Source organism: Collinsella tanakaei YIT 12063, from assembly GCF_000225705.1.
GTDB lineage: Bacteria > Actinomycetota > Coriobacteriia > Coriobacteriales > Coriobacteriaceae > Collinsella > Collinsella tanakaei.
In genome coordinates this window covers 217,372-236,566 of sequence record NZ_JH126469.1, presented here as the reverse complement: position 1 = coordinate 236,566, position 19,195 = coordinate 217,372, and the positions used below count along the sequence as shown (strand labels likewise).

At 62.1% G+C, this 19,195-nt stretch carries 17 protein-coding genes; 10 read left to right on the top strand and 7 right to left on the bottom strand.

What is annotated here, in order from left to right; translation table 11 throughout:
- The coding region (locus HMPREF9452_RS06125; RefSeq protein ID WP_147568247.1) for an ATP-dependent helicase at positions 1–1,660 on the bottom strand (1,660 nt) is incomplete at its 3' end.
- A gap of 656 nt (positions 1,661–2,316) precedes the next feature.
- Here HMPREF9452_RS06125 and deoD point away from each other — a divergent pair.
- From deoD to HMPREF9452_RS06080, 9 genes are all read left to right on the top strand, one after another.
- Complete coding sequence (gene deoD, locus HMPREF9452_RS06120; RefSeq protein WP_009141258.1) at positions 2,317–3,036, top strand: purine-nucleoside phosphorylase; 720 nt, start codon at positions 2,317–2,319, stop codon at positions 3,034–3,036.
- Positions 3,037–3,129: 93 nt separating this feature from the next.
- Entirely contained in the window at positions 3,130–4,197 is a 1,068-nt protein-coding gene (locus HMPREF9452_RS06115; protein ID WP_009141257.1) for a BMP family ABC transporter substrate-binding protein, read from the top strand.
- A 205-nt stretch (positions 4,198–4,402) separates the two neighbouring features.
- The gene (locus HMPREF9452_RS06110) at positions 4,403–5,929 is read left to right on the top strand and encodes an ABC transporter ATP-binding protein (RefSeq protein ID WP_009141256.1); all 1,527 of its coding nucleotides are present in this window, start codon (positions 4,403–4,405) and stop codon (positions 5,927–5,929) included.
- Complete coding sequence (locus tag HMPREF9452_RS06105; protein ID WP_009141255.1) at positions 5,929–7,053, top strand: ABC transporter permease; 1,125 nt, start codon at positions 5,929–5,931, stop codon at positions 7,051–7,053. The genes HMPREF9452_RS06110 and HMPREF9452_RS06105 overlap by 1 nt, the downstream gene beginning before the upstream one ends.
- Positions 7,046–7,969 (top strand): ABC transporter permease, encoded by a 924-nt coding sequence (locus tag HMPREF9452_RS06100; RefSeq protein WP_009141254.1) that lies wholly within the window; start codon positions 7,046–7,048, stop codon positions 7,967–7,969. The genes HMPREF9452_RS06105 and HMPREF9452_RS06100 overlap by 8 nt, the downstream gene beginning before the upstream one ends.
- 199 nt (positions 7,970–8,168) lie before the next feature.
- Positions 8,169–8,585: a cytidine deaminase gene (locus HMPREF9452_RS06095; RefSeq protein WP_009141253.1), complete on the top strand. Its 417-nt coding sequence runs from the start codon at positions 8,169–8,171 to the stop codon at positions 8,583–8,585.
- Between the two features lie 6 nt (positions 8,586–8,591).
- Positions 8,592–9,941: a thymidine phosphorylase gene (locus HMPREF9452_RS06090; protein ID WP_009141252.1), complete on the top strand. Its 1,350-nt coding sequence runs from the start codon at positions 8,592–8,594 to the stop codon at positions 9,939–9,941.
- Positions 9,942–10,008: 67 nt separating this feature from the next.
- The gene (deoC, locus tag HMPREF9452_RS06085; RefSeq protein ID WP_009141251.1) at positions 10,009–10,680 is read left to right on the top strand and encodes a deoxyribose-phosphate aldolase; all 672 of its coding nucleotides are present in this window, start codon (positions 10,009–10,011) and stop codon (positions 10,678–10,680) included.
- 3 nt (positions 10,681–10,683) lie between these two features.
- Positions 10,684–11,928, top strand: a complete 1,245-nt coding sequence (locus tag HMPREF9452_RS06080; protein ID WP_009141250.1) for a phosphopentomutase — start codon at positions 10,684–10,686, stop codon at positions 11,926–11,928.
- 322 nt (positions 11,929–12,250) lie between these two features.
- Here the strand turns inward: HMPREF9452_RS06080 and HMPREF9452_RS06075 are convergent, their stop codons facing one another.
- The 3 genes from HMPREF9452_RS06075 to HMPREF9452_RS06065 form a co-directional block, all read right to left on the bottom strand.
- Positions 12,251–12,592 (bottom strand): arsenate reductase family protein, encoded by a 342-nt coding sequence (locus tag HMPREF9452_RS06075; protein ID WP_009141249.1) that lies wholly within the window; start codon positions 12,590–12,592, stop codon positions 12,251–12,253.
- A 159-nt stretch (positions 12,593–12,751) separates the two neighbouring features.
- Positions 12,752–14,068, bottom strand: a complete 1,317-nt coding sequence (locus HMPREF9452_RS06070; RefSeq protein ID WP_009141248.1) for an NCS2 family permease — start codon at positions 14,066–14,068, stop codon at positions 12,752–12,754.
- 338 nt (positions 14,069–14,406) lie between these two features.
- On the bottom strand, positions 14,407–15,390 hold the full coding sequence (locus HMPREF9452_RS06065; RefSeq protein ID WP_009141247.1) for an undecaprenyl-diphosphate phosphatase: 984 nt from the start codon (positions 15,388–15,390) through the stop codon (positions 14,407–14,409).
- A 181-nt stretch (positions 15,391–15,571) separates the two neighbouring features.
- Here HMPREF9452_RS06065 and HMPREF9452_RS06060 point away from each other — a divergent pair, with 181 nt between their 5' ends.
- Positions 15,572–16,009 carry a universal stress protein gene (locus HMPREF9452_RS06060; RefSeq protein ID WP_009141246.1) on the top strand — a complete coding sequence of 146 codons (438 nt, stop codon included), beginning with the start codon at positions 15,572–15,574 and terminating at the stop codon, positions 16,007–16,009.
- 128 nt (positions 16,010–16,137) lie between these two features.
- On the opposite strand, the gene HMPREF9452_RS06055 is transcribed toward HMPREF9452_RS06060, so the two are convergent.
- The 3 genes from HMPREF9452_RS06055 to HMPREF9452_RS06045 all read right to left on the bottom strand — a co-directional run bounded on the left by HMPREF9452_RS06055 (position 16,138) and on the right by HMPREF9452_RS06045 (position 19,121).
- On the bottom strand, positions 16,138–17,244 hold the full coding sequence (locus HMPREF9452_RS06055; RefSeq protein WP_009141245.1) for an ATP-binding protein: 1,107 nt from the start codon (positions 17,242–17,244) through the stop codon (positions 16,138–16,140).
- Positions 17,245–17,370: 126 nt separating this feature from the next.
- Positions 17,371–18,447, bottom strand: a complete 1,077-nt coding sequence (locus HMPREF9452_RS06050) for a sensor histidine kinase (protein ID WP_009141244.1) — start codon at positions 18,445–18,447, stop codon at positions 17,371–17,373.
- Between the two features lie 8 nt (positions 18,448–18,455).
- A complete protein-coding gene (locus HMPREF9452_RS06045; protein WP_009141243.1) occupies positions 18,456–19,121 on the bottom strand; it encodes a response regulator transcription factor in 666 nt (221 codons plus the stop codon).
- Between the last annotated feature and the right edge of the window lie 74 nt (positions 19,122–19,195).

Here is a 19,195-nt window from a genome sequence, read left to right as displayed (position 1 = left end):
GGGCGGCATCCTCGGGCACGCCCTCCATGCCGGCGGCGCGCAGCTCTTCCAAGCTCTCCAGCGTCCCCTCTATGTCGTCGTGCGTCTCCTCAAATTCCGCGGCGACGCCCATGAATTCCTGGATGTTCTCCATGCGGCCCTCGGCCTCCATGGTGCCCTCGGCGCGGAACGCCTGCACCAGGCCGGTCCTGTCCACAATCGCATCGACCACGTCTTTGAGCTCGCCGTCCATGCGGCGCCCCTCGCGGACGATATTGACAAAGCTGCCCAGCGCGGTGCGCACCTTGGCCGTAAAGCGACCCGTCTCAGCGCACGCTAGCTCGCACGCCTGGAAGAACGAGCATCCGTTCTCGCGGGCAAGCTGCTCGATCTTCTCAATGGAAGTGGAGCCGATGCCGCGGCGCGGGGTGTTGATGACGCGCTTGACGCTCATCTCGTCCGCCGGGTTCACGATCATCTTGAGGTAGGCCATCACGTCGCGGATCTCCGCGCGGTCGAAGAATCGCGTGCCGCCCACGATCTTGTACGGCACGCCGGCGCGCAAAAACATATCTTCCAAGATACGCGACTGCGCGTTGGTGCGGTAGAAGACCGCCATGTCGTCGTAGCTCACGCCTGCCGATCGCTGCTTGTCGATCTCGCCGGCGATCCAGCGGCCCTCGTCGCGCTCGTCGCCCGCCTGGTACGCCTGGATCTTCTCGCCCTCGCCCAGCGCGGTGAACAGACGCTTCTCCTTGCGTTGCGAGTTATGGCGCACCACCGCGTTGGCCGCGTTCAGAATGTGGCCGGTACTGCGGTAGTTCTGCTCGAGCTTGACCACCTTGGCCTGCTTGAAGTCCTTCTCAAAGTCAAGGATGTTGGAGATATCGGCACCGCGCCAAGAGTAAATCGACTGGTCGTCATCGCCCACCACCATAAGGTTTTGGTACTTGGCGGCAAGCAGGTTGGCGATCTCGTACTGCACGTGGTTGGTGTCCTGGTACTCGTCCACGGAGATGTAGCGAAAACGCTCCTGGTACTTATCCAGCACCTCCGGGCGGGTGCGCAGCAGCTCGAGCGTGCGAACCAGCAGGTCGTCGAAGTCCATGGCGTTGGCGGCGCGCAGGCGGCGCTCCAGTTCGGCGTAGACCTGCGCGGCCTTGCGCTCCTTGGGGTCCGACGCCTTCTCCAGCATCTCGTCCGGGCCCACCATGGCGTTCTTGGCCGCAGAGATCTTGCCGCGGATCATGTTGATGGGGAAGTTCTTTTGGTCTATGTCCAGGCCCTGCATGATCTCGCGCACCATGCGGCGCGAATCGTCGTCATCGTAGATGGTGAACTGGCCGGTGTAGCCCAGCAGGTCGGCGTCCTCGCGCAGCATGCGCACGCACATGGCGTGGAACGTGCACACCCACATGCCGCGGGTGCTATTGGGCAAAAGCGCGCCCAAGCGCTCGCGCATCTCCGCGGCGGCTTTGTTGGTAAAGGTGATGGCCAGGATCTGCCAGGGGCGGATGCCCAGATCCGCGATCATATGGGCGATGCGATAGGTCAGCACGCGCGTCTTACCCGACCCTGCGCCCGCCAGCACCAGCAGAGGCCCTTCCGTGGTCACCACGGCCTCGCGCTGGGCGGGGTTCAACGAATCGATATCGACCTTGGGCAACGCCGGCGCAGCCATGCGCGCGGGCGCGTAATCCGCGGGCGCGTAAGTCTCTGCCGGAACGTAGTCCGTAGGCACATAGGCTTGCGCGGGCGCGCCCTCATCGGCAGAGATGTACTCGCCCGCAGACGCGCCGTAGGCGTCTAGCGGAACCAAATCTGGTTCGGGCGCGGACGAGGAAGGGGACGCGCCGGACGAGAACAGGTCGAGCGTCACCTGCTGCGCCGGCTTGGCTGCGGGTCGTGCGCCGGAAACGGGCGCAGCGCCACCCGGCGCCGCGGTCTCCTTGCTCGCCGCCATCATGTTCTTCTCCCACGGATACGGGGTTCTCTGGGGCATGGGCAACTCCAAAAGCAATCTCATGCGCCGCCTGCGGGCAACGCGAAATCTTCAACCCATCCAGTATAGCCACCCGCGCAGACACCCGGGCGCACCCCACGCCCCTGCGCACAAACACTTGAATCTGCAAGACGCGTCCCGCCGAGCGGCAGACGCATCGCAGGCGAGTCCCTATGAGCAAATCGGCTGCATACTCTTTTCCCTGATAAAGCGGCGACCTACCACCTGCCGAAAAGAATATTTCACTTGAGTTTTATTCCCATAAAGCGGGTATCGCACAGTAGACTGTTGAAATCCGCTATCTAAGCAACGACCGATAATTAAGGAGCATCTATATGGCAACTACGCCCACGCCGCACAACGGCGCCATCGAAGGCGACATCGCCAAGACCGTCCTCATGCCCGGCGACCCGCTGCGCGCGAAGTTCATCGCCGACACCTACCTAGAAGACGTCCGCTGCTTCAACACCGTTCGCAACATGCTGGGCTACACCGGTACCTACCAGGGCGTCCCCGTCTCCGTCATGGGCGGCGGCATGGGCATGCCCTCCATCGGCATCTACTCCTACGAGCTGTTCAACTTCTACGGCGTCGAGTCCATCATCCGCGTGGGCTCCGCCGGCGGTATCGCGGACGAGGTCAAGGTCCGCGACGTAGTGGCCGGCATGGGCGCCTGCACCAATTCCAACTACGCCCACCAGTACCAGCTGCCCGGCACCTACGCCCCCATCGCCAGCTTCGACCTGCTCGAGCGCGCCGTCGCAGCCGGTCGCGATCAGGGCGTGGAGCTTAAAGTTGGCAACGTCCTCTCCAGCGACACGTTCTACGACGACAACGACCAGGCAACCATCTCCTGGCAGAAGATGGGCGTGCTCGCAGTCGAGATGGAGGCGGCCGCGCTCTACATGAACGCCGCGCGCGCCAACAAGAAGGCCCTGTGTCTGCTCACCATCTCCGACCTGCCGCTCAAGGGCGAGAGCCTCTCTGCAGAAGAGCGCCAGACCAGCTTTACCCAGATGATGGAGATCGCTCTCGCCGTCGCCATCCAGGAGTAGCAAACCACCTTTGGTATCAGCGCCGGGGTTCGCCGCCCCGGTTCGAGATACATGCATGTGTACCTGCAACGCTTAGTGAAAGGGAAGAGAAACATGAACAAGCGTTTCAAGGGCATCGCCTCCATGGCGGCCGCAGGCGTCCTCGCGCTGGCTCTCGCCGGCTGCGGTGGCGGCGGTGCTGCCGACTCCGGCTCCGCCGGCACCGACAAGGGCGCCGAGAGCTCCTACAAGGTGACCATGGTCACCGACATGGGCGGCGTCAACGACCAGTCCTTCAACGAGCTTGCCTGGAAGGGCCTGCAGGAACTCGAGGACGAGACCGGCACCAAGGTCTCCTACACCGAGTCCAAGCAGGAGTCCGACTACGGCCCCAACCTGGACAAGGCCGTCGACGGCGAGAACAACCTGGTCTGGGGCATCGGCTTCGCCATGGCCAACGCTATCGAGACCGCGGCCAAGCAGAACCCCGACGTCAACTTCGCTATCATCGACAACGCCTACGAGAACACCCCCGACAACGTCACCGGCGTCGTCTTCCGCGCCCAGGAGCCTTCCTTCCTGGTCGGCTACATCGCCGCTATGACCACCCAGACCGGCAAGGTCGGCTTCGTCGGCGGTATGCAGTCCGTCGTTATCGACCAGTTCGAGTGGGGCTATAAGGCCGGCGTCGAGTACGCCAACAAGACCCAGGGCAAGAACGTCACCGTCGACGTCCAGTACCTCGAGAGCTTCGGCGACGCCGCCAAGGGCAAGGCCACCGCTACCAAGATGTACTCCGACGGCTGCGACATCGTCTTCCACGCCGCCGGCGGCGCTGGCAACGGCGTCATCGAGGCCGCTAAGGAAGCCGGCAAGCTGGTCATCGGCGTCGACAAGGACCAGTCCAGCCTCGCGCCCGAGAACGTTCTGACCTCCGCTATGAAGAAGGTCGACGTCGCCGTTCTCGAGCTTTCCAAGAAGGCCATCAACGGCGAGGAGATCGGCGGCCAGACCGTCGAGTTCGGCATGACCGACGACGCCGTGGGCATCCCCGAGGAGCATTCGCTCATGGCCGACGAGGTCTACAACCAGGCCATCGATCTGGAGGGTGAGATCAAGGACGGCAAGATCACGCCGCCCGCCAATGAGGACGACTTCAACGCATTCGTCGCTACCCTCTAAACCATCGAGCATATATGCGGGCAGCGCGCTTCGGCGTGCCGCCCGCTTTTCTTTTTCTCCCCCACCCGCAATTCATCCAATCATCCCCCAAGCATCCGCCATCGTTCACCCCGCGATCGCGCCGCGCCGGCCCAAGGGCACGCCCGCCCTGAACCACGCGCGACCCGGCCGCGGTTTGACCGATAGAAAAGGGAGGAGAGCCGTTATGGAGGTTAACCCCAGCTATGCGGTGCAGATGCACGGCATAGTCAAGATGTTCGGCTCGTTTTGCGCCTTGGACCACGTGGACCTGGACGTAGAACGCGGCAGCATCCACGCCATCCTGGGCGAGAACGGCGCCGGCAAGAGCACGCTCATGAACGTGCTCTACGGCCTATACCAGGCAGAAGAGGGAGAGATCTTCCTCGGTGGCGAAAAAGTCTCGATCAGCAACCCCAATGATGCCATCGCCCACGGCATCGGCATGGTGCACCAGCACTTCATGCTGGTCGACAACTTCACCGTCACCCAGAACATCATCCTGGGACAGGAGCCCTGCCGCGGGGCGGGCTTGCTCGACATGAAGGCGGCCGGCCAGCGCGTTCGCGACATCATCGCCGAGTACGGCCTCGAGGTAGACCCGGACGCCAAGATCGAGGACATCTCCGTGGGCATGCAGCAGCGCGTCGAGATCCTCAAGGCGCTCTACCGTGGAGCCGACATCCTCATCCTAGACGAGCCCACCGCCGTCCTCACCCCGCAAGAGATCGACCGCCTGGTCCAGATCATGCGCGGCCTCGCCGCCAAGGGCAAGACGATCATCATCATCACGCACAAGCTCAAGGAGATCAAAGCCTCCTCCGACACCTGCACCATCATCCGCCGCGGCAAGTACGTCGGCGCGGTCGACGTCGCAGGGGTGGACGAGGAGGAGCTTGCGGAGAAAATGGTGGGCCACCACGTCAACTTGGTTGTAGAGAAGGCGCCCGCCAATCCCGGCAAGGAGGTCTTCCGCATCGACGACCTGGTGGTTAAGGACGAGCGCGGTATCGAGGCCGTGCGCCACCTCAACCTCTCCGTGTGCGCAGGCGAGATCGTAGGCATCGCGGGCATCGACGGCAACGGCCAAAAGGAGCTGGTCGAGGCTATAACCTGCCTCACCCGTGCCCAAAGCGGCACCATCACCGTCAACGGCGAGGAGATCCAAAACACCACGCCGCGCAACGTCATAGACCACAAGGTCTCGACCATCCATGAAGACCGCCAGCGCCGCGGCCTGGTACTCCCCTTCACCGTCGCGGAGAACGCCGTGCTGGAGAAGTACCGCACGCCCGAGTTCGGCGAGCACGGGGTTCTCGACCGCGCCAAGATGCACGAGTTCACCGAGCAGCTCATCCACGACTACGACGTTCGCCCCGCCGATTGCGCGGATCACACCGCCGCGGGCCTCTCCGGCGGCAACCAGCAAAAGGTCATCATCGGCCGCGAGATCTCCAACAACCCCGACGTTCTCATCGCCGTCCAGCCCACCCGCGGCCTGGACGTGGGCGCCATCGAATACGTTCATAAGACGCTGGTGGCCGAGCGCGACCGCGGCACCGCGATCCTGCTCATCTCGCTTGAGCTGGACGAGGTCATGAGCGTCGCGGACACCATCGCTGTCATCTACGCCGGTGCGATCGTCGACACCTTCAAGCAAGGTGACGTGGACGAGAACCGCATCGGCCTGCTCATGGCGGGAGGTCACGAGTAATGGAAACCATCCAGAAGATCTTGAAGAAGCCCATCACCGCGACCTTTATCGCCATCATCCTGGGATTTCTGGTCGCAGCGGGCGCGCTTGCCGTCGCGGGCTACGACCCCGTCGCCGCCTTTACCGCGCTATTCCAGGGCATCTTCTCTAAACCCAAGTACATCTCCAACACCATCATCAAGGCCGCGCCCATCATCCTCACGGGCATCTCGGTCGCCTTCGCGTTCAAGACCGGCCTGTTCAACATCGGTGCAGAGGGCCAGTACATCGCCGGCACCATGTGCGCGGTGCTGGTAGGCGCCAAGCTCAACCTGCCCGCCCCCATTCAGATTCCCGTGGTCGTCTTGGCGGGCGTCGCGGGCGGCGCGCTGATCGGCGCCATAACGGGCTTCCTCAAGTCGCGCTTCGGCATCCATGAGGTCATCACGGCCATCATGCTCAACTGGACCATGCTCTACCTCAATAACTTCGTGGTCTCCACCGCGGCCTACCACCAGCCCAACACCACCTCCAGCTTTCCGGTGAACGAGTCCAGCTTCACCACCATCCTGCATAACTGGAAGATGTCGGATCAGGGACTCGAGACGCTCAGCGGCACGCCGTGGCTCTTCGACGTGTTGGTCAAAACCGACGTCAACATCGCCTTTATCGTCGCCATCGTGGTCGCCGTGCTCGTATGGTTCCTGCTGTTCCGCTCCAAGCTGGGCTTCGAGCTGCGCGCCGTGGGCTTCAACCGCGACGCCGCCGAGTTCTCGGGCATCAACGTCAACCGCAACACCCTGCTCGCCATGACCATCGCCGGCGCCATCTCCGGTTTGGCCGGCGCCCTCACCATCACGGGTATCGAGCCTCACTGCCTCACCATGCTCGCCGCGTTTGAGAACAACGGCTTCAACGGCTTCTCCGTCGCCCTCATCGCCGGCTCCAGCCCCATCGGCTGCATCTTCGCCGGCCTGCTGTTCGGCGGCCTCATCTACGGCGGCCAAAGCGTGCAGCTCGCCGTGGGCGCCCCCACCGACATCATCAACATCATGATCGGCACCATCGTCTTCTTCGTCGCGCTGGCCCGCGTGGTCACGCTTCTGGCCGACAAGCTCGGAAAGCGAGGGGCAAACCATGCTTAACAACATCCTGCTTCTGCTGGGCATCACGCTCATGTACTCCACGCCGCTGGTCTTCGGCGCGCTGGGCGGCGTCATCTCCGAGCGCTCCGGCGTTGTCAACATCGGCATCGAGGGCATGATGACTATCGGCGCGCTGGCCGCCGTCGCCGGCAGCTACTTTACCGGCAACCCCTGGGTAGGCTTTATCGCCGCGGGCGCCGCGGGCGGTCTGTTCGCCGTGCTGCACGCGCTGGCCGCCGTCACCTTCAAAGCCGATCAAAACGTCTCCGGCATCGCCCTCAACCTGCTTGGCCCCGGTATCGCGCTGTTTCTCGCCCGCCTCATGTGGGACGGCGGTACCCAATCGCCCACCATCACCACCCTGCCCAAGCTCTTTGGCTCCGGCGCCTTCCAAGGCACCCCGTGGGCAAACCTCAACGTGGATATCACGGTGGTCCTGGGCCTTGCCGCCACGCTGATCGTTTGGTTTGTGCTCTATAAGACCAAGTGGGGCCTGCGCGTGCGCGCCGTGGGCGAGCACCCGGCGGCGGCCGACACCCTGGGTATCAACGTCAGCCGCATCCGCTTCATCTGCGTGGTGCTCTCCGGCATCTTGGCGGGCTTTGGCGGCGCGTCCATCACGCTGGCCATCATCTCGCAGTTCACTCAGACCGCCGTCGCGGGCCAGGGCTTCATCGCCCTCGCCGCGGTGATCTTTGGCAAATGGACCCCTCACGGAGCGTACGGCGCATGCCTGCTGTTCGGCATGGCGCAGGCGCTGGTGGTCATCCTGGGCGGCGGCGCCATCGCGGTACCCAGCCAGATCCTGGCCATCCTCCCCTACGCGCTCACCTTGGTTGTCCTGGTCCTCTTTGTGGGCAAGGCCGTCGCGCCCAAGGCAGACGGCGTGCCGTATGAGAAGGGCTCGCGCGGCTAGGCATACACGCCCGCCCCGCATCGTCCAAACACGCACGGGCTCCCGCAAACAGGAGCGGGGGCCCGTCCTTTTAGGCTACCTTCCACCCCGTCTCGCTGCGAGCACGCTCGCGCAGCCGCCGCGTCCCACCGGGCACCAAGCCGCCCCGCCCGGCTCGACGTCTGCGCGAACAGGCTTCAACACAGAAAGGAGCGCTTCCATGACGGATATCGAACTCGTCCAAGCGGCCATCCGGGCGCGCGAAAAGGCATACTGCCCCTACTCAAACTTTGCGGTGGGTGCCGCCTTGCTCTGCGCGGACGGCACCGTCTACGGCGGCTGCAACATCGAGAACGCCGCGTACTCGCCCGGCAACTGCGCCGAGCGCACCGCCATCTTCCGCGCGGTCTTTGACGGGCAGCGCGACTTCACCTCCATCGCCATCGTGGGCGGCCCCGCAGGTCAGCCCGTAAGCGAGCTCTGCGCGCCGTGCGGCGTCTGCCGCCAGGTCATGATGGAGTTCTGCGACCCCGCGACGTTTCGCATCCTCATGGGCACAGGAGGCGACACCTTTGAGGAGCGCACGCTCCAGCAGATGCTGCCCTTTGGCTTTGGCCCTGCCAACTTAGGGAAGTAACCGCCCATGAGAATGTACGACATCATAGAGAAGAAGCGCGACGGGGGCGCCCTCACGGACAAGGAGATCGCCTTCTTTGTCAACGGCTACGTCGCCGGCGACATCCCTGACTACCAGGCGTCCGCCTTGCTGATGGCTATCTACCTGCGCGGTATGGACCAGGACGAGACCCTATCGCTCACCATGCGCATGCTCCACTCCGGCGACGTGGTGGACCTTTCCAGCCTAGGCGGCGTCACCGTGGACAAGCATTCCACCGGCGGCGTGGGCGACAAGACCTCGCTCGCCGTGGTGCCGCTTCTGGCCGCCATGGACCCCGGCCATGTCTTCGTCGCCAAGATGAGCGGACGAGGGCTGGGCCACACAGGCGGCACGCTCGACAAACTCGAGAGCATCCCCGGCCTTTCCACCCAAGTTGAACGCGACGATTTCCTACGCATCGTGCGCGAGCACGGCGGCGCCATCATCAGCCAGACCGGAAACCTGGTGCCAGCAGACAAGCTCATCTACGCGCTGCGCGACGTCACCGCCACGGTTGGCTCCATTCCTCTCATCGCATCGAGCATCATGAGCAAGAAGCTCGCATCCGGCTCCGACTGCATCCTACTCGACGTCAAGGTGGGATCCGGCGCCTTTATGAAGACCGTGCCGCAAGCCGTCGAGCTCGCCCAAACCATGGTCACCATAGGCCGGGGAGCCGGACGGCGCGTCCGCGCGCTCGTCACCAATATGGACCGGCCGCTGGGCCGCGCCATAGGCAACTCGCTCGAGGTGATCGAGGTCGCCCGCATGCTGCAGGGACGCGGCCCCGCCGACCTTGAACACGAGTGCCTCATGCTCGCCGGCGAGCTGATGGAGATGACCGGTCGCATGGGCGCCGCCGCGGCGAGGGATCGCGCCCGCGAGCTTATCGAAAACGGCGGGGCCTTCGACAAGCTCTGCGAGATCGTCCGGGCCCAGGGCGGCGACCCGGCATACCTGCGCGACACCGCGCTGTTCGAGGCCGCGCCCATCCAGCACCGCGTCCTAGCTCCGTGCGACGGATACATTTGCCGCATCGATACCGAACAAGTGGGCATCGCCAGCGCGCAACTGGGCGCGGGGCGCCTTGCCAAGGGCGACGCGATCGATTACTCGGCCGGCATCGAGCTGCTCGCAAACTACGGCGACCCCGTCAGGTGCGGCCAACCGGTGGCGATCCTACACACGTCACGCGAAGATCTCCTCGTCCAGGCCCTTGCCACCTTTAACGCGGCACTCACCTTTGGTACAGACGAGCCGCCAGCAGAACCGCTACTCTTTGCCTCGGTGGACGAGAGCGGCGCGACCTATCCAAGTCGGCGCGATGCCGAGTGACCCCTTGGCCGCACGACCCGCACCGTCGTCCCATTCAACCTTTGCCCTCGACCAGAAAGGAACAACCATGAACCTCACCCAATCCCAGCTTGCCAAGTACATGGACCACACCCTGCTCAAGGCGGACGCCACCCTAGACGGCATCGACCGCGTGGTCGCCGAGGCCAAGCAGTTTGGCTGCGCCAGCGTCTGCGTCAACCCCTTCTGGGTGCCCTACGTCGCCCGCCTGCTCGACGGCTCCGGCGTCGCGACCTGCACCGTGGTCGGCTTCCCGCTGGGCGCCAGCTCCACCGCGTCCAAGGTTTTTGAAACCACCGACGCCATCGCCAACGGCGCCGACGAGATCGACATGGTCATCAACATCGGCGAGCTCAAGGCCGGCCATGCCGAGCTGGTCCGCGAGGACATCCGCGCCGTCGCCGAGGCCACGCATGCCGGCGGCAAGCTACTCAAGGTCATCATCGAATGCTGCCTGCTCACCGATGACGAGAAGCGCCTCGCCTGCCTGCTGTGCGCGGAGGCCGGCGCCGACTTTGTCAAAACCTCTACCGGCTTCTCCACCGGCGGCGCCACCGTCGCCGACGTCACCCTTATGCGCGAGTGCGTGGGCCCGGACTTCGGCGTCAAGGCAGCCGGCGGAATCCGCACGCTTGCGGACGCCTACGCCATGATCGAGGCGGGCGCCTCCCGCCTGGGCGTATCTGCCGCTGCATCCATCCTGGCAGAATTGGACGAGTAGCCCATGGATAGCACCAATCGCGACGCGGGCCGCGCACCCTACAAGCGCTACAAGCGCGTCCTCGCCATCGTTATCGACTCCATCGGCGTCGGCGGCGCGCCCGATGCCGACAAGTACAACAGCGCGGGTGCGGACACCCTTGGCCACATGGCGAACTGGTTTATCCGCGAACAGGGCCGCCCGCTGGCGCTACCAAACATGGAACGCCTGGGCCTTGGCCTGGTGCGACCCGGCAAGCCCTTCACCGGCATCAATACGGTCGCCAACCCCGCCGGCGCCTACGGGCGCATGCAGGTCACCAGCTTTGGCAACGATTCCCTGGACGGTCACTGGGAGATGATGTGCCTGCCGGCGCGCTTCCATGTGGATTACTTCCCCCAGGGCTTCCCCGATAGCCTGCTAGATAAGATCCGCGAGTTCAGCGGTCGCGGCATCCTGTGCAACAAGCCCTATTCCGGCACCGAGGTCCTGCGCGACTACGGCGAGCAGCAGCTTGCCACCGGCGACCTCATCATCTACACCTCGGGCGACTCCGTGCTGCAGATCGCCGCGCATGAAGACGTCATCCCCCTAGACGAGCTCTACTGCATCTGCGAATACGTGCGCAAGCTCATCGATGGCCCGGAGATCACCATGGGCCGCGTCATCGCCCGCCCGTACGTGGGCGACTCCGCCGACACCTTTGTTCGCACCGCCAACCGCCATGACTACGGTCTGGTCCCCACCGGCCCCACCGCCGTGGACTTCCTGCAGCAGGCGGGCTTCGACACCATCGCCGTGGGCAAAACCTACGACCTTCTCTGCGGCCACGGCTTCGACCGCTCCTACCACAACCAGAGCAACTCCGATGGCATGGATCATGTGGACGAGGTCATGTCCCAGGATTGGTGCGGCCTATGCTTCACCAACCTGGTCGACTTCGACTCCGTCTACGGCCATCGCCGCGATCCTTTGGGCGACGGCCTGGCCCTTGAGGACTTCGACCGCCGCCTTGGCCGCGTGATGGAGGCGATGCACGGGGACGACCTGGTTCTGGTGACCGCCGATCATGGCAACGACCCAACCTACAAGGGCACCGACCACACGCGCGAGCTTGTCCCGCTTCTGGCATGGTCGCCCTCGATGGCCGCCCCGGGCGCTGATCTTGGCCTACGCTCCACCTGCTCTGACCTGGGCGCCACCATCTTGGACAACTTCAACGTCGCCGGAAACGGCGAGGGTGTCAGCTTCTTGGAGCAGCTCCCCTAACGCACTCGTGGGTGGGCGCCGCCAATGACACCCACCCACGAGCGATGGCGCAGCCGTCCGCCATCGTCGGCGGGCGGATGTGCCGTGTATTACCATGTGCCACTTTGAAGCGCTATTATGGCTCGCTTTAATACCAATTATGAAATCGGTATTACCGATTACCACTTTTTCCAGAAAAAACGGTAAACGGTAATACACAGATTGATCTGCGTATTGAAATGTGCCATTCCAAGCGTTAAAAGTGGCACGCTTCAATACATGTATTACAGATAACCAAAATGAAAATAGCCAAAATGGATCCACGGCAGTACGCCAAGAATGCCTACTCCCAGCCCTTCCATACATCCGGCTGGTAGCCCACGGTCGCCTGGCGGCCGTTACGGACGATGGGTTCACGCAGCACCTGTTGATTCTCAAGCAGCTTCTCAAACTTCTGGCTCTCAGCCAGATAGGTGATAAGCGCGACCGTATCCTGGTCCTTTGCATCACGGTCCAGCACGCCATCGATACCGCCCACGCAACGCATGACGCTCTCAAGCTCGCCCTTGCTCATCCCCTTCTCTTTAAGGTCGATAAACTGGAACTTGATACGGCGCTCTTTAAAGTAGCGTTGGGCCTTCTTGGTATCGAAGCTCTTCTTGGTGCCGAAGATCTGGATATTCATATGCATCCTCCTAGCGGGTTACGTCAAAGTGTACCAACAAAAAAGACTCCGGAACCCCAAAGGACCATCCTCGCGATGCGCGGCAATGGACGCTTGTGGAGCTCCGGAGTCATAGGGACGAGGAAATCGTCCTAAATCAAGACCGTAAGAAGACGGCCTTTACGCGATCAAGAAGGAAATCAGGAACGCGATGTCAACCAGCCAGGTAAGCGGCTTGACCTTGGAGGCGTTGCCGGTGCAGACAGCCATAAGGGTGTAGGTGATGAAGCCCAGGCCAATACCGGTAGCGATGGAGTAGGTCAGCGGAATGCCGATGATGGTCATGAAGGCGGGGATGCCGTCCAGCGGGTTGCTGAAGTCGATGTCGCTCACAACGTTCATCATGAGGAAGCCGACCATAACCAGGGCGCCGCAAGTTGCGGGAGCGGCGATCATGGAGACCAACGGGGAGAAGAACGCGGCGAGCAGGAAGATGACGCCGGTGACAACAGAGGTGAGACCGGTACGGCCGCCGTCGGCAGCGCCAGAGGCGGACTCGACAAAGGTGGTGCAGGAGGAAGCGCCAAACAGGCCGCCCACAGAAGCGGCAAGGGAGTCGACGATCAGGATCTTGCGGATGTCCTCGACGTTGCCGTCCTCATCCAGGAAGTCGCCCTGCTTACCAACGGCAACGGCGGTGCCCATGGTGTCGAAGAAGTCGGACAGCATGATGGAGAAGACAAAGACCAGCAGCGTGGGGTTGACGAAGACCTTGACGATGGCCATGCCGGAGCCGTCGGCAGCGGTCTGGAACGGAGCCATGAAGGTCGTGAAATCGGGCAGCTGGACAATGCCGGTAGGCATAGGGGTCACGCCCAGGGGTACGCCGGCGACGGCGGCGATGATGATGCCCCACAGGATGTAGCCCTTGATCTTGAAGACGTACAGGGCAAAAGTCACCACAACGGAGATGATGCCCACCAGGAACACGGGGTTGTACACGGATCCGAAGGTGATGAGGGTGGAATCGTCATTGACCACGATGCCGCCATTGATAAGGCCAAGCAGCGCGATGAAGATGCCCAGGCCGACCGCGATGGCGTGGCGCAGGGAGACGGGCACGGCCTCCATAATGGCCTCGCGCAAACCGCACAGAACCAACGCCAGGATGATAAGACCCTCGAGGAAGATGACCGCCATGGCGACCATCCAGTCACCGCCGGCAGCAGCGGTGAGCGAGAACGCGACGACCGCGTTGATGCCCATGCCGGATGCGCAGGCAAGCGGACGGTTCGCGAACAGGCCCATGAGGATGGTCATGATGCCGGCAGCGAAGCAGGTGGAGGTGACGGCGGCGCCCACCGGAATGCCGGCGGCAGACAGAAGCGCCGGGTTGACCGCGATGATGTAGGCCATCGCCAGGAACGTGGTGATGCCGGCGCGCACCTCGGTGCCGACGGTCGAGCCACGCTCGCCGATCTTGAAGAAGTTGTTCATTCTCTACCCTTCCTTGATGAACAAAAACTTCACAACCATACCACACTATTCAGGTACCTGCAGGTTTTTCCCGTTTCACGCTCCTTCGAGTTGGCAACATTTTGCAATCCAGCGCATGAATTGCCCTCCAACCGTCTCATTTGTGAGCATATGGACGAGATTATTCTTCTTACCGTTCCGCCCTTAAAACCCTCCGCCCCTTATCGCGCGCGGCAGGACGCATGCAAAAAGGCGCGGCACCTGCCGCGTGGGCCGGCGCCGCGCCTTTTGCGTGCAAAGTACAGGATCGAGAATAGCCGCTGCCGAGTATCTACGCTCTCGGCGGACAGGGCCAGAGATTAGGCGGCAAGACCCAGGGCGGGAGCGATGGCGAAGAAATACGCCAGAACCAGCACGCCCAGGACGATGCGGTAGACGCCGAACGCCTTGAAATCATGACGTCGGACAAAGCCCATGAGCCACTTGATGGCAAGCAGCGAGACCACAAAGGCGACCGCGCAGCCAACGCCCAGAATCGCGAGCTCGGGCGCGCCGAACGTGCCGCCCTTGATAAAGAACTTCACCAGTTTGAGGGCGCTGGCGCCGAACATGACGGGGATCGCCAGGAAGAACGTGAACTTAGATGCCACCGAACGGGTGCAGCCCAAAAGCAGGCCGCCGATGATGGTGGAACCAGAGCGCGAGGTGCCGGGAATGAGCGACAGCACCTGGAAGCAGCCAATGCCCAGGGCTATCTTCCAGGAAAGCTCGTCCAACGACGCGATGGCACCAAAGTCGGAATCGCCGTCATATGCCGAGCCGGCAGCACCACCGGCAGCGGAAGACGCGACGGGAGACGCAGCGAAGTGGGCGCCGGCGGGACGCGATCCGGGAAGCGCACCGGCGGCGGAAAGCTCGCTGCGGCGCCGAGCGCGCCAGCTCTCGATCACAATGAAGGCGATACCGTAGACAATCAACGCGGCGGCAACCACCACGGAGCTGTAGAGGTGCTCCTCCATAAAGTCATCCAGCGGGATTCCGATAACCGCGGCGGGGATGCAGCCCAACACGATCTTGCCCCACAGACTCCAAGTGGCGCGCCTTCCGTCTTTTCCCTTTTTGGACGAGAATGGGTTGAGCTCATGGAAGAACAGCAGGCAGACGGCAAGAATCGCACCAAGCTGGATGACCACCAAAAACATGTTCCAGAATTCTTCGGTCACGTTGAGCTTGATAAACTCGTCCACCAAGATCATGTGACCGGTGGAAGAAATGGGCAGCCATTCGGTGATGCCCTCAACCAGGCCCAGGAACGCGGCCTTGAGAAGTTCGATGATGTCCAAGAAAGACCTCCCTTACGACGTCGTCGCACTATTATCGCGCTGCAACGGACACCGCAAGAAAAAAGCGCTTTCATTCACAGAATAATAAGGTCGGATTGCTCTCACTTAGGGTATATGTTTAGCGAAGTAAAGCGGACGGCATGACGGGTGGCACGAGCCCGTCCCCGGATAGGAGGTCCTCATGAACGAAGGCTATTCCAAGATTTTCGTTTCGCTCGACGGCACCGAACAGCAGGATTTTGTCCTCGCGCGCGCCATCAAGGTAGCTGCGAACAACAATGCCAAATTGATTATCGGTCACGTTATCGACTCCACCGCGCTCGAGAGCGCTGGCGCGTACCCCGTCGACCTGGTCAACGGCCTTGAGACCGCCTTTAGGAACTCCATCGCCGCGCAGGTGGGAGAGGCGAAGGCCAATCCGGACATCCCCGAGGTCGAGATCGTTATCCGCGCTGGCCGCATTCGCGAGACCCTGAAGGACGAGATGCTCGACGTCATCCAGCCCGACCTGGTACTCTGCGGCGCACGCGGTCTATCTTCCATCAAGTACGCGCTGCTGGGCTCCATCTCCACGTTCCTGCTGCGCAACACCGATTGCGACATCCTTGTTGTGAAGTAGCACTTGGATAAGAACGGCTATGAGCGGGCGCCCCGCTCTCCCGTGCAAACGTCCTCGCCCCGTTGGGGCTGCGGATTGTTTTCACGGGAGAGCGGGGCGCCCCTCTTGTCTCGATCTTGCGCCCGACGCTACGCTTCTGCAAACTTGGAAAGCAGGAACTCTTTGAAGTGCAGCATATCGAACGCAATCTTTCCGCGCCCGCGCGTGCCTATGATTCCCTGTTCCACCAGCCTTGCACGGTACTGGGAAGCGTAATTGCTGGCAACCCCCATGCGCTGCGCTATATCTGCTACCAAGCTCACATCTTGGTCCTCAAGCATCGCCCTAAGGAACGCAAGGTCGCCGTCCGATAGTTCATAAAACGTTGGCTCTAGCACGCGCTGATCAAGGTCGCCTTGCGCCAACGCCACGCCTCGTTGCACGTCTTTGACGGTAATTTCGCATGAACCAAAGGATACATCCCACGATCTATACCCCACAAGCTGCATCATAAAGGGGAAGCCGCCGATGGCGTCGACCATGAGGTCGATCGCTTCTCCAGTCGCCGTCTTCCCTTCGCTTGCAATGGTTTGGACAAGCGCTTGCGCTACCTCCTGATCGGCGACACCGCTTAGGCGGTGCTGGACCGAACGGCGAAGAAAGGAAACCGTTTGGTTTCTTAAAAGTGCGGAAACCTGATGGGGAAGCCCCGCCATGAGCAATCCGACGCGCTTGCCCTCGCGAACAAAAAGCTGGTATGTCGCGGCAAAGGAAATCATCTCATCAAGAGACGCGGACACCTCGTCCACGGTAATCAAAAGCCCTATGCCATATTGATCGAGCCCTTTAAACAAAGCGTTCATGCGAGAACGCCAATTGAGCTGCTCGCGAGGGGCGGACTCCCACTCGAGGCCAAAGAGCTGCCCGACGGTCAATCCTTTAAGTTTTGGGCTGTCCGTCGTATCGATATAGGCGGCGGCAGCCTCCTTGGTACGCTCGTAAATGTCCTCCAGCATACCCGGTGCCGCGACAACACTTACCGAGATCCAGCCATGCTCAAGCGCTTCATCGGCGAGATACGAAAGAAGCGCCGTTTTTCCCGTACCTCTTGCTCCTATGAATATGGTGGCCAAATTGGGGTCGCCCGGGCCGCGGTCAAGAGCACGGACGATGTCTTCGATAACGTATGTACGCCCAGCCATATAGGGCGGCACAATTCCAAACGTTGGTGTAAACGGGTTATTAAACGCTGCCATGATAGTCCGCCTCCTTGGTATGCTTTAACAAGTTTTGCAAGCTTTCACTTCTTTTGCTTTCTTTAACAAGTTTTCATTTCGAAGCAGAAGCATTGAAGGAGGAGCGCCGCCCATTCAACGCGAGCGCTATTCAAAGTAATGGAAGCGATTGGTAGAGAACGACAAGATCACCGTAAAGCCCTCGCCCGCAACCGAATCGGCGTCAATCCCCACGCCCATTTTGTCGCACAGACGTTTGACCAGGTACAGCCCTATACCGGTCGAGCGCTTGCCAGAACGGCCCGCCGCGCCGGTGAAGCCCTTCTCGAACACCCTCGGCAAGTCCGCAGCGCTGACCCCGCAGCCGTTATCGCGAATAGAAAGCTCGACGCGCTCCGTTGCCAGCCCCTCGTCGCGCAAACATGCGCTGAACTCGATAGAGGCGCCCTCATCGCGGGCGTACTTAACCGAGTTCTGGATGATCTGCCCAAAGATGAAGAGCATCCACTTCTCATCGGTAAACACCTGGTAGTCGAGATTGCGGCGAAACGGCGCGACCCGGGCGGAGATGAGCATGCGCGAGTTGGCGCGCAAGGCGGCGGACACCAGCTCCTTGAGGTTGTACTCGCGGATAAGGTAGTCGCGCTCGACCGCCTCGGAACGCGCGTAGAACAAGGCCTGCTCCACATAGCCCTCCATGCGGTCGAGTTCCTCGTCCAGCGCCCGGACACGCGAGAAGAGCACTTCTTCATCGATAGGGTCCTCGCCCACCGCGGAAAGCTCGTCCTCTATGTTCTCGATCATAAGGTGCGCCGCGGCGAGGGGCGATTTCGCCTCATGGACCCAAGTTTCAACATATTCGCGGTAATCGTTGGTCTGGCGGCGATACCCCGCCACCTCGTCGTTCGCCGCTTTGGAAACGGCGCAAAGGGCGTCATAGGCAAGCTGGCCCTCAATGAAATCCGGACGGTCGATGAGCTCGCTTGCCCACAGGGCATGACCCTGCTGGTCCGCAAGGCTGTCGAGCTCGCAGGCAAATGCGCGCTTGCGAAGGTAGTCGACGACCAGCAGCAACACCGAAGAACCTATGAGCACGCAGGCGACCAGCGAAAGCAGGGGCGCGCCGGTGCCGGAAACCTCGAGCACCATGCACGTCAGCAAGCTCGCCACGCAGAGAATGGCCGCCGTGGGCCAAGCGGAACGCAGATATGACCCAAACGTCATAGCTCCCCCTAAACCGAATAGCCGCGGCCGCGATGCGTGGTGAGATAGCCCTTGACGCCGATCTTCTCGAGCGTGCCGCGCAGACGGTTGATGTTGACGGTAAGCGTGTTATCGTCCACAAACGCATCTGAATCCCATAGATCGCGCATGAGGGCCTCGCGCGACACGATGGTGCCCGCCTTGGAGACCAGCAGCGTTAAGATGCGCATCTCATTTTTGGTGAGCTCCACCTGGCGGCCGTTGGCGTATGCCAGCGAACGCGCAGGATCGATCTCGACACCGTTATGGCGCAGCAGCTGCGTCTCGGACGAACCCGCGACGCGACGCAGCAGCGCCTCGATGCGCGCCACCAGAACGCGAGCGCTATAGGGCTTGGGTACAAAGTCGTCCGCGCCCATGTTCATGCTCATGACCTCGTCTATCTCCGTCACGCGCGAAGTGAGGACCATGATGGGAACGCTTGAAACCGCGCGCAGCTCGCGGCAGATGAACTGGCCGTCCGTGCCGGGCAGGGTGAGATCGAGCAACACCAGGTCCGGCGAAGCGGCGAGCACCTCGTCGACCACGGTATCGAACCGCTCGCACCAGCGCGTCTCATACCCGTTGCGCTCAAGCACCTGCAAAAGCTCGCCACGGATGGAAGCATCGTCCTCAACCACGTAGATAAGCGCCACAACGCCCCCCTCTCCCCGCCGCCCAAGAAAGCGGCCGTTATCGACAACATCAACCCGAGGCACGCACCCGCCGG

What these genes read in the sequence shown, in the direction of transcription:
- HMPREF9452_RS06050 (WP_009141244.1), bottom strand. Translation starts at nt 18,447, where the DNA reads ATGACGTTTGGGTCATATCTGCGTTCCGCTTGGCCCACGGCGGCCATT.
- HMPREF9452_RS06055 (WP_009141245.1), bottom strand. Translation starts at nt 17,244, where the DNA reads ATGGCAGCGTTTAATAACCCGTTTACACCAACGTTTGGAATTGTGCCG.
- HMPREF9452_RS06080 (WP_009141250.1), top strand. Translation starts at nt 10,684, where the DNA reads ATGGATAGCACCAATCGCGACGCGGGCCGCGCACCCTACAAGCGCTAC.
- HMPREF9452_RS06070 (WP_009141248.1), bottom strand. Translation starts at nt 14,068, where the DNA reads ATGAACAACTTCTTCAAGATCGGCGAGCGTGGCTCGACCGTCGGCACC.
- HMPREF9452_RS06075 (WP_009141249.1), bottom strand. Translation starts at nt 12,592, where the DNA reads ATGAATATCCAGATCTTCGGCACCAAGAAGAGCTTCGATACCAAGAAG.
- HMPREF9452_RS06060 (WP_009141246.1), top strand. Translation starts at nt 15,572, where the DNA reads ATGAACGAAGGCTATTCCAAGATTTTCGTTTCGCTCGACGGCACCGAA.
- HMPREF9452_RS06115 (WP_009141257.1), top strand. Translation starts at nt 3,130, where the DNA reads ATGAACAAGCGTTTCAAGGGCATCGCCTCCATGGCGGCCGCAGGCGTC.
- HMPREF9452_RS06105 (WP_009141255.1), top strand. Translation starts at nt 5,929, where the DNA reads ATGGAAACCATCCAGAAGATCTTGAAGAAGCCCATCACCGCGACCTTT.
- HMPREF9452_RS06095 (WP_009141253.1), top strand. Translation starts at nt 8,169, where the DNA reads ATGACGGATATCGAACTCGTCCAAGCGGCCATCCGGGCGCGCGAAAAG.
- HMPREF9452_RS06100 (WP_009141254.1), top strand. Translation starts at nt 7,046, where the DNA reads ATGCTTAACAACATCCTGCTTCTGCTGGGCATCACGCTCATGTACTCC.
- deoC (WP_009141251.1), top strand. Translation starts at nt 10,009, where the DNA reads ATGAACCTCACCCAATCCCAGCTTGCCAAGTACATGGACCACACCCTG.
- HMPREF9452_RS06090 (WP_009141252.1), top strand. Translation starts at nt 8,592, where the DNA reads ATGAGAATGTACGACATCATAGAGAAGAAGCGCGACGGGGGCGCCCTC.
- deoD (WP_009141258.1), top strand. Translation starts at nt 2,317, where the DNA reads ATGGCAACTACGCCCACGCCGCACAACGGCGCCATCGAAGGCGACATC.
- HMPREF9452_RS06110 (WP_009141256.1), top strand. Translation starts at nt 4,403, where the DNA reads ATGGAGGTTAACCCCAGCTATGCGGTGCAGATGCACGGCATAGTCAAG.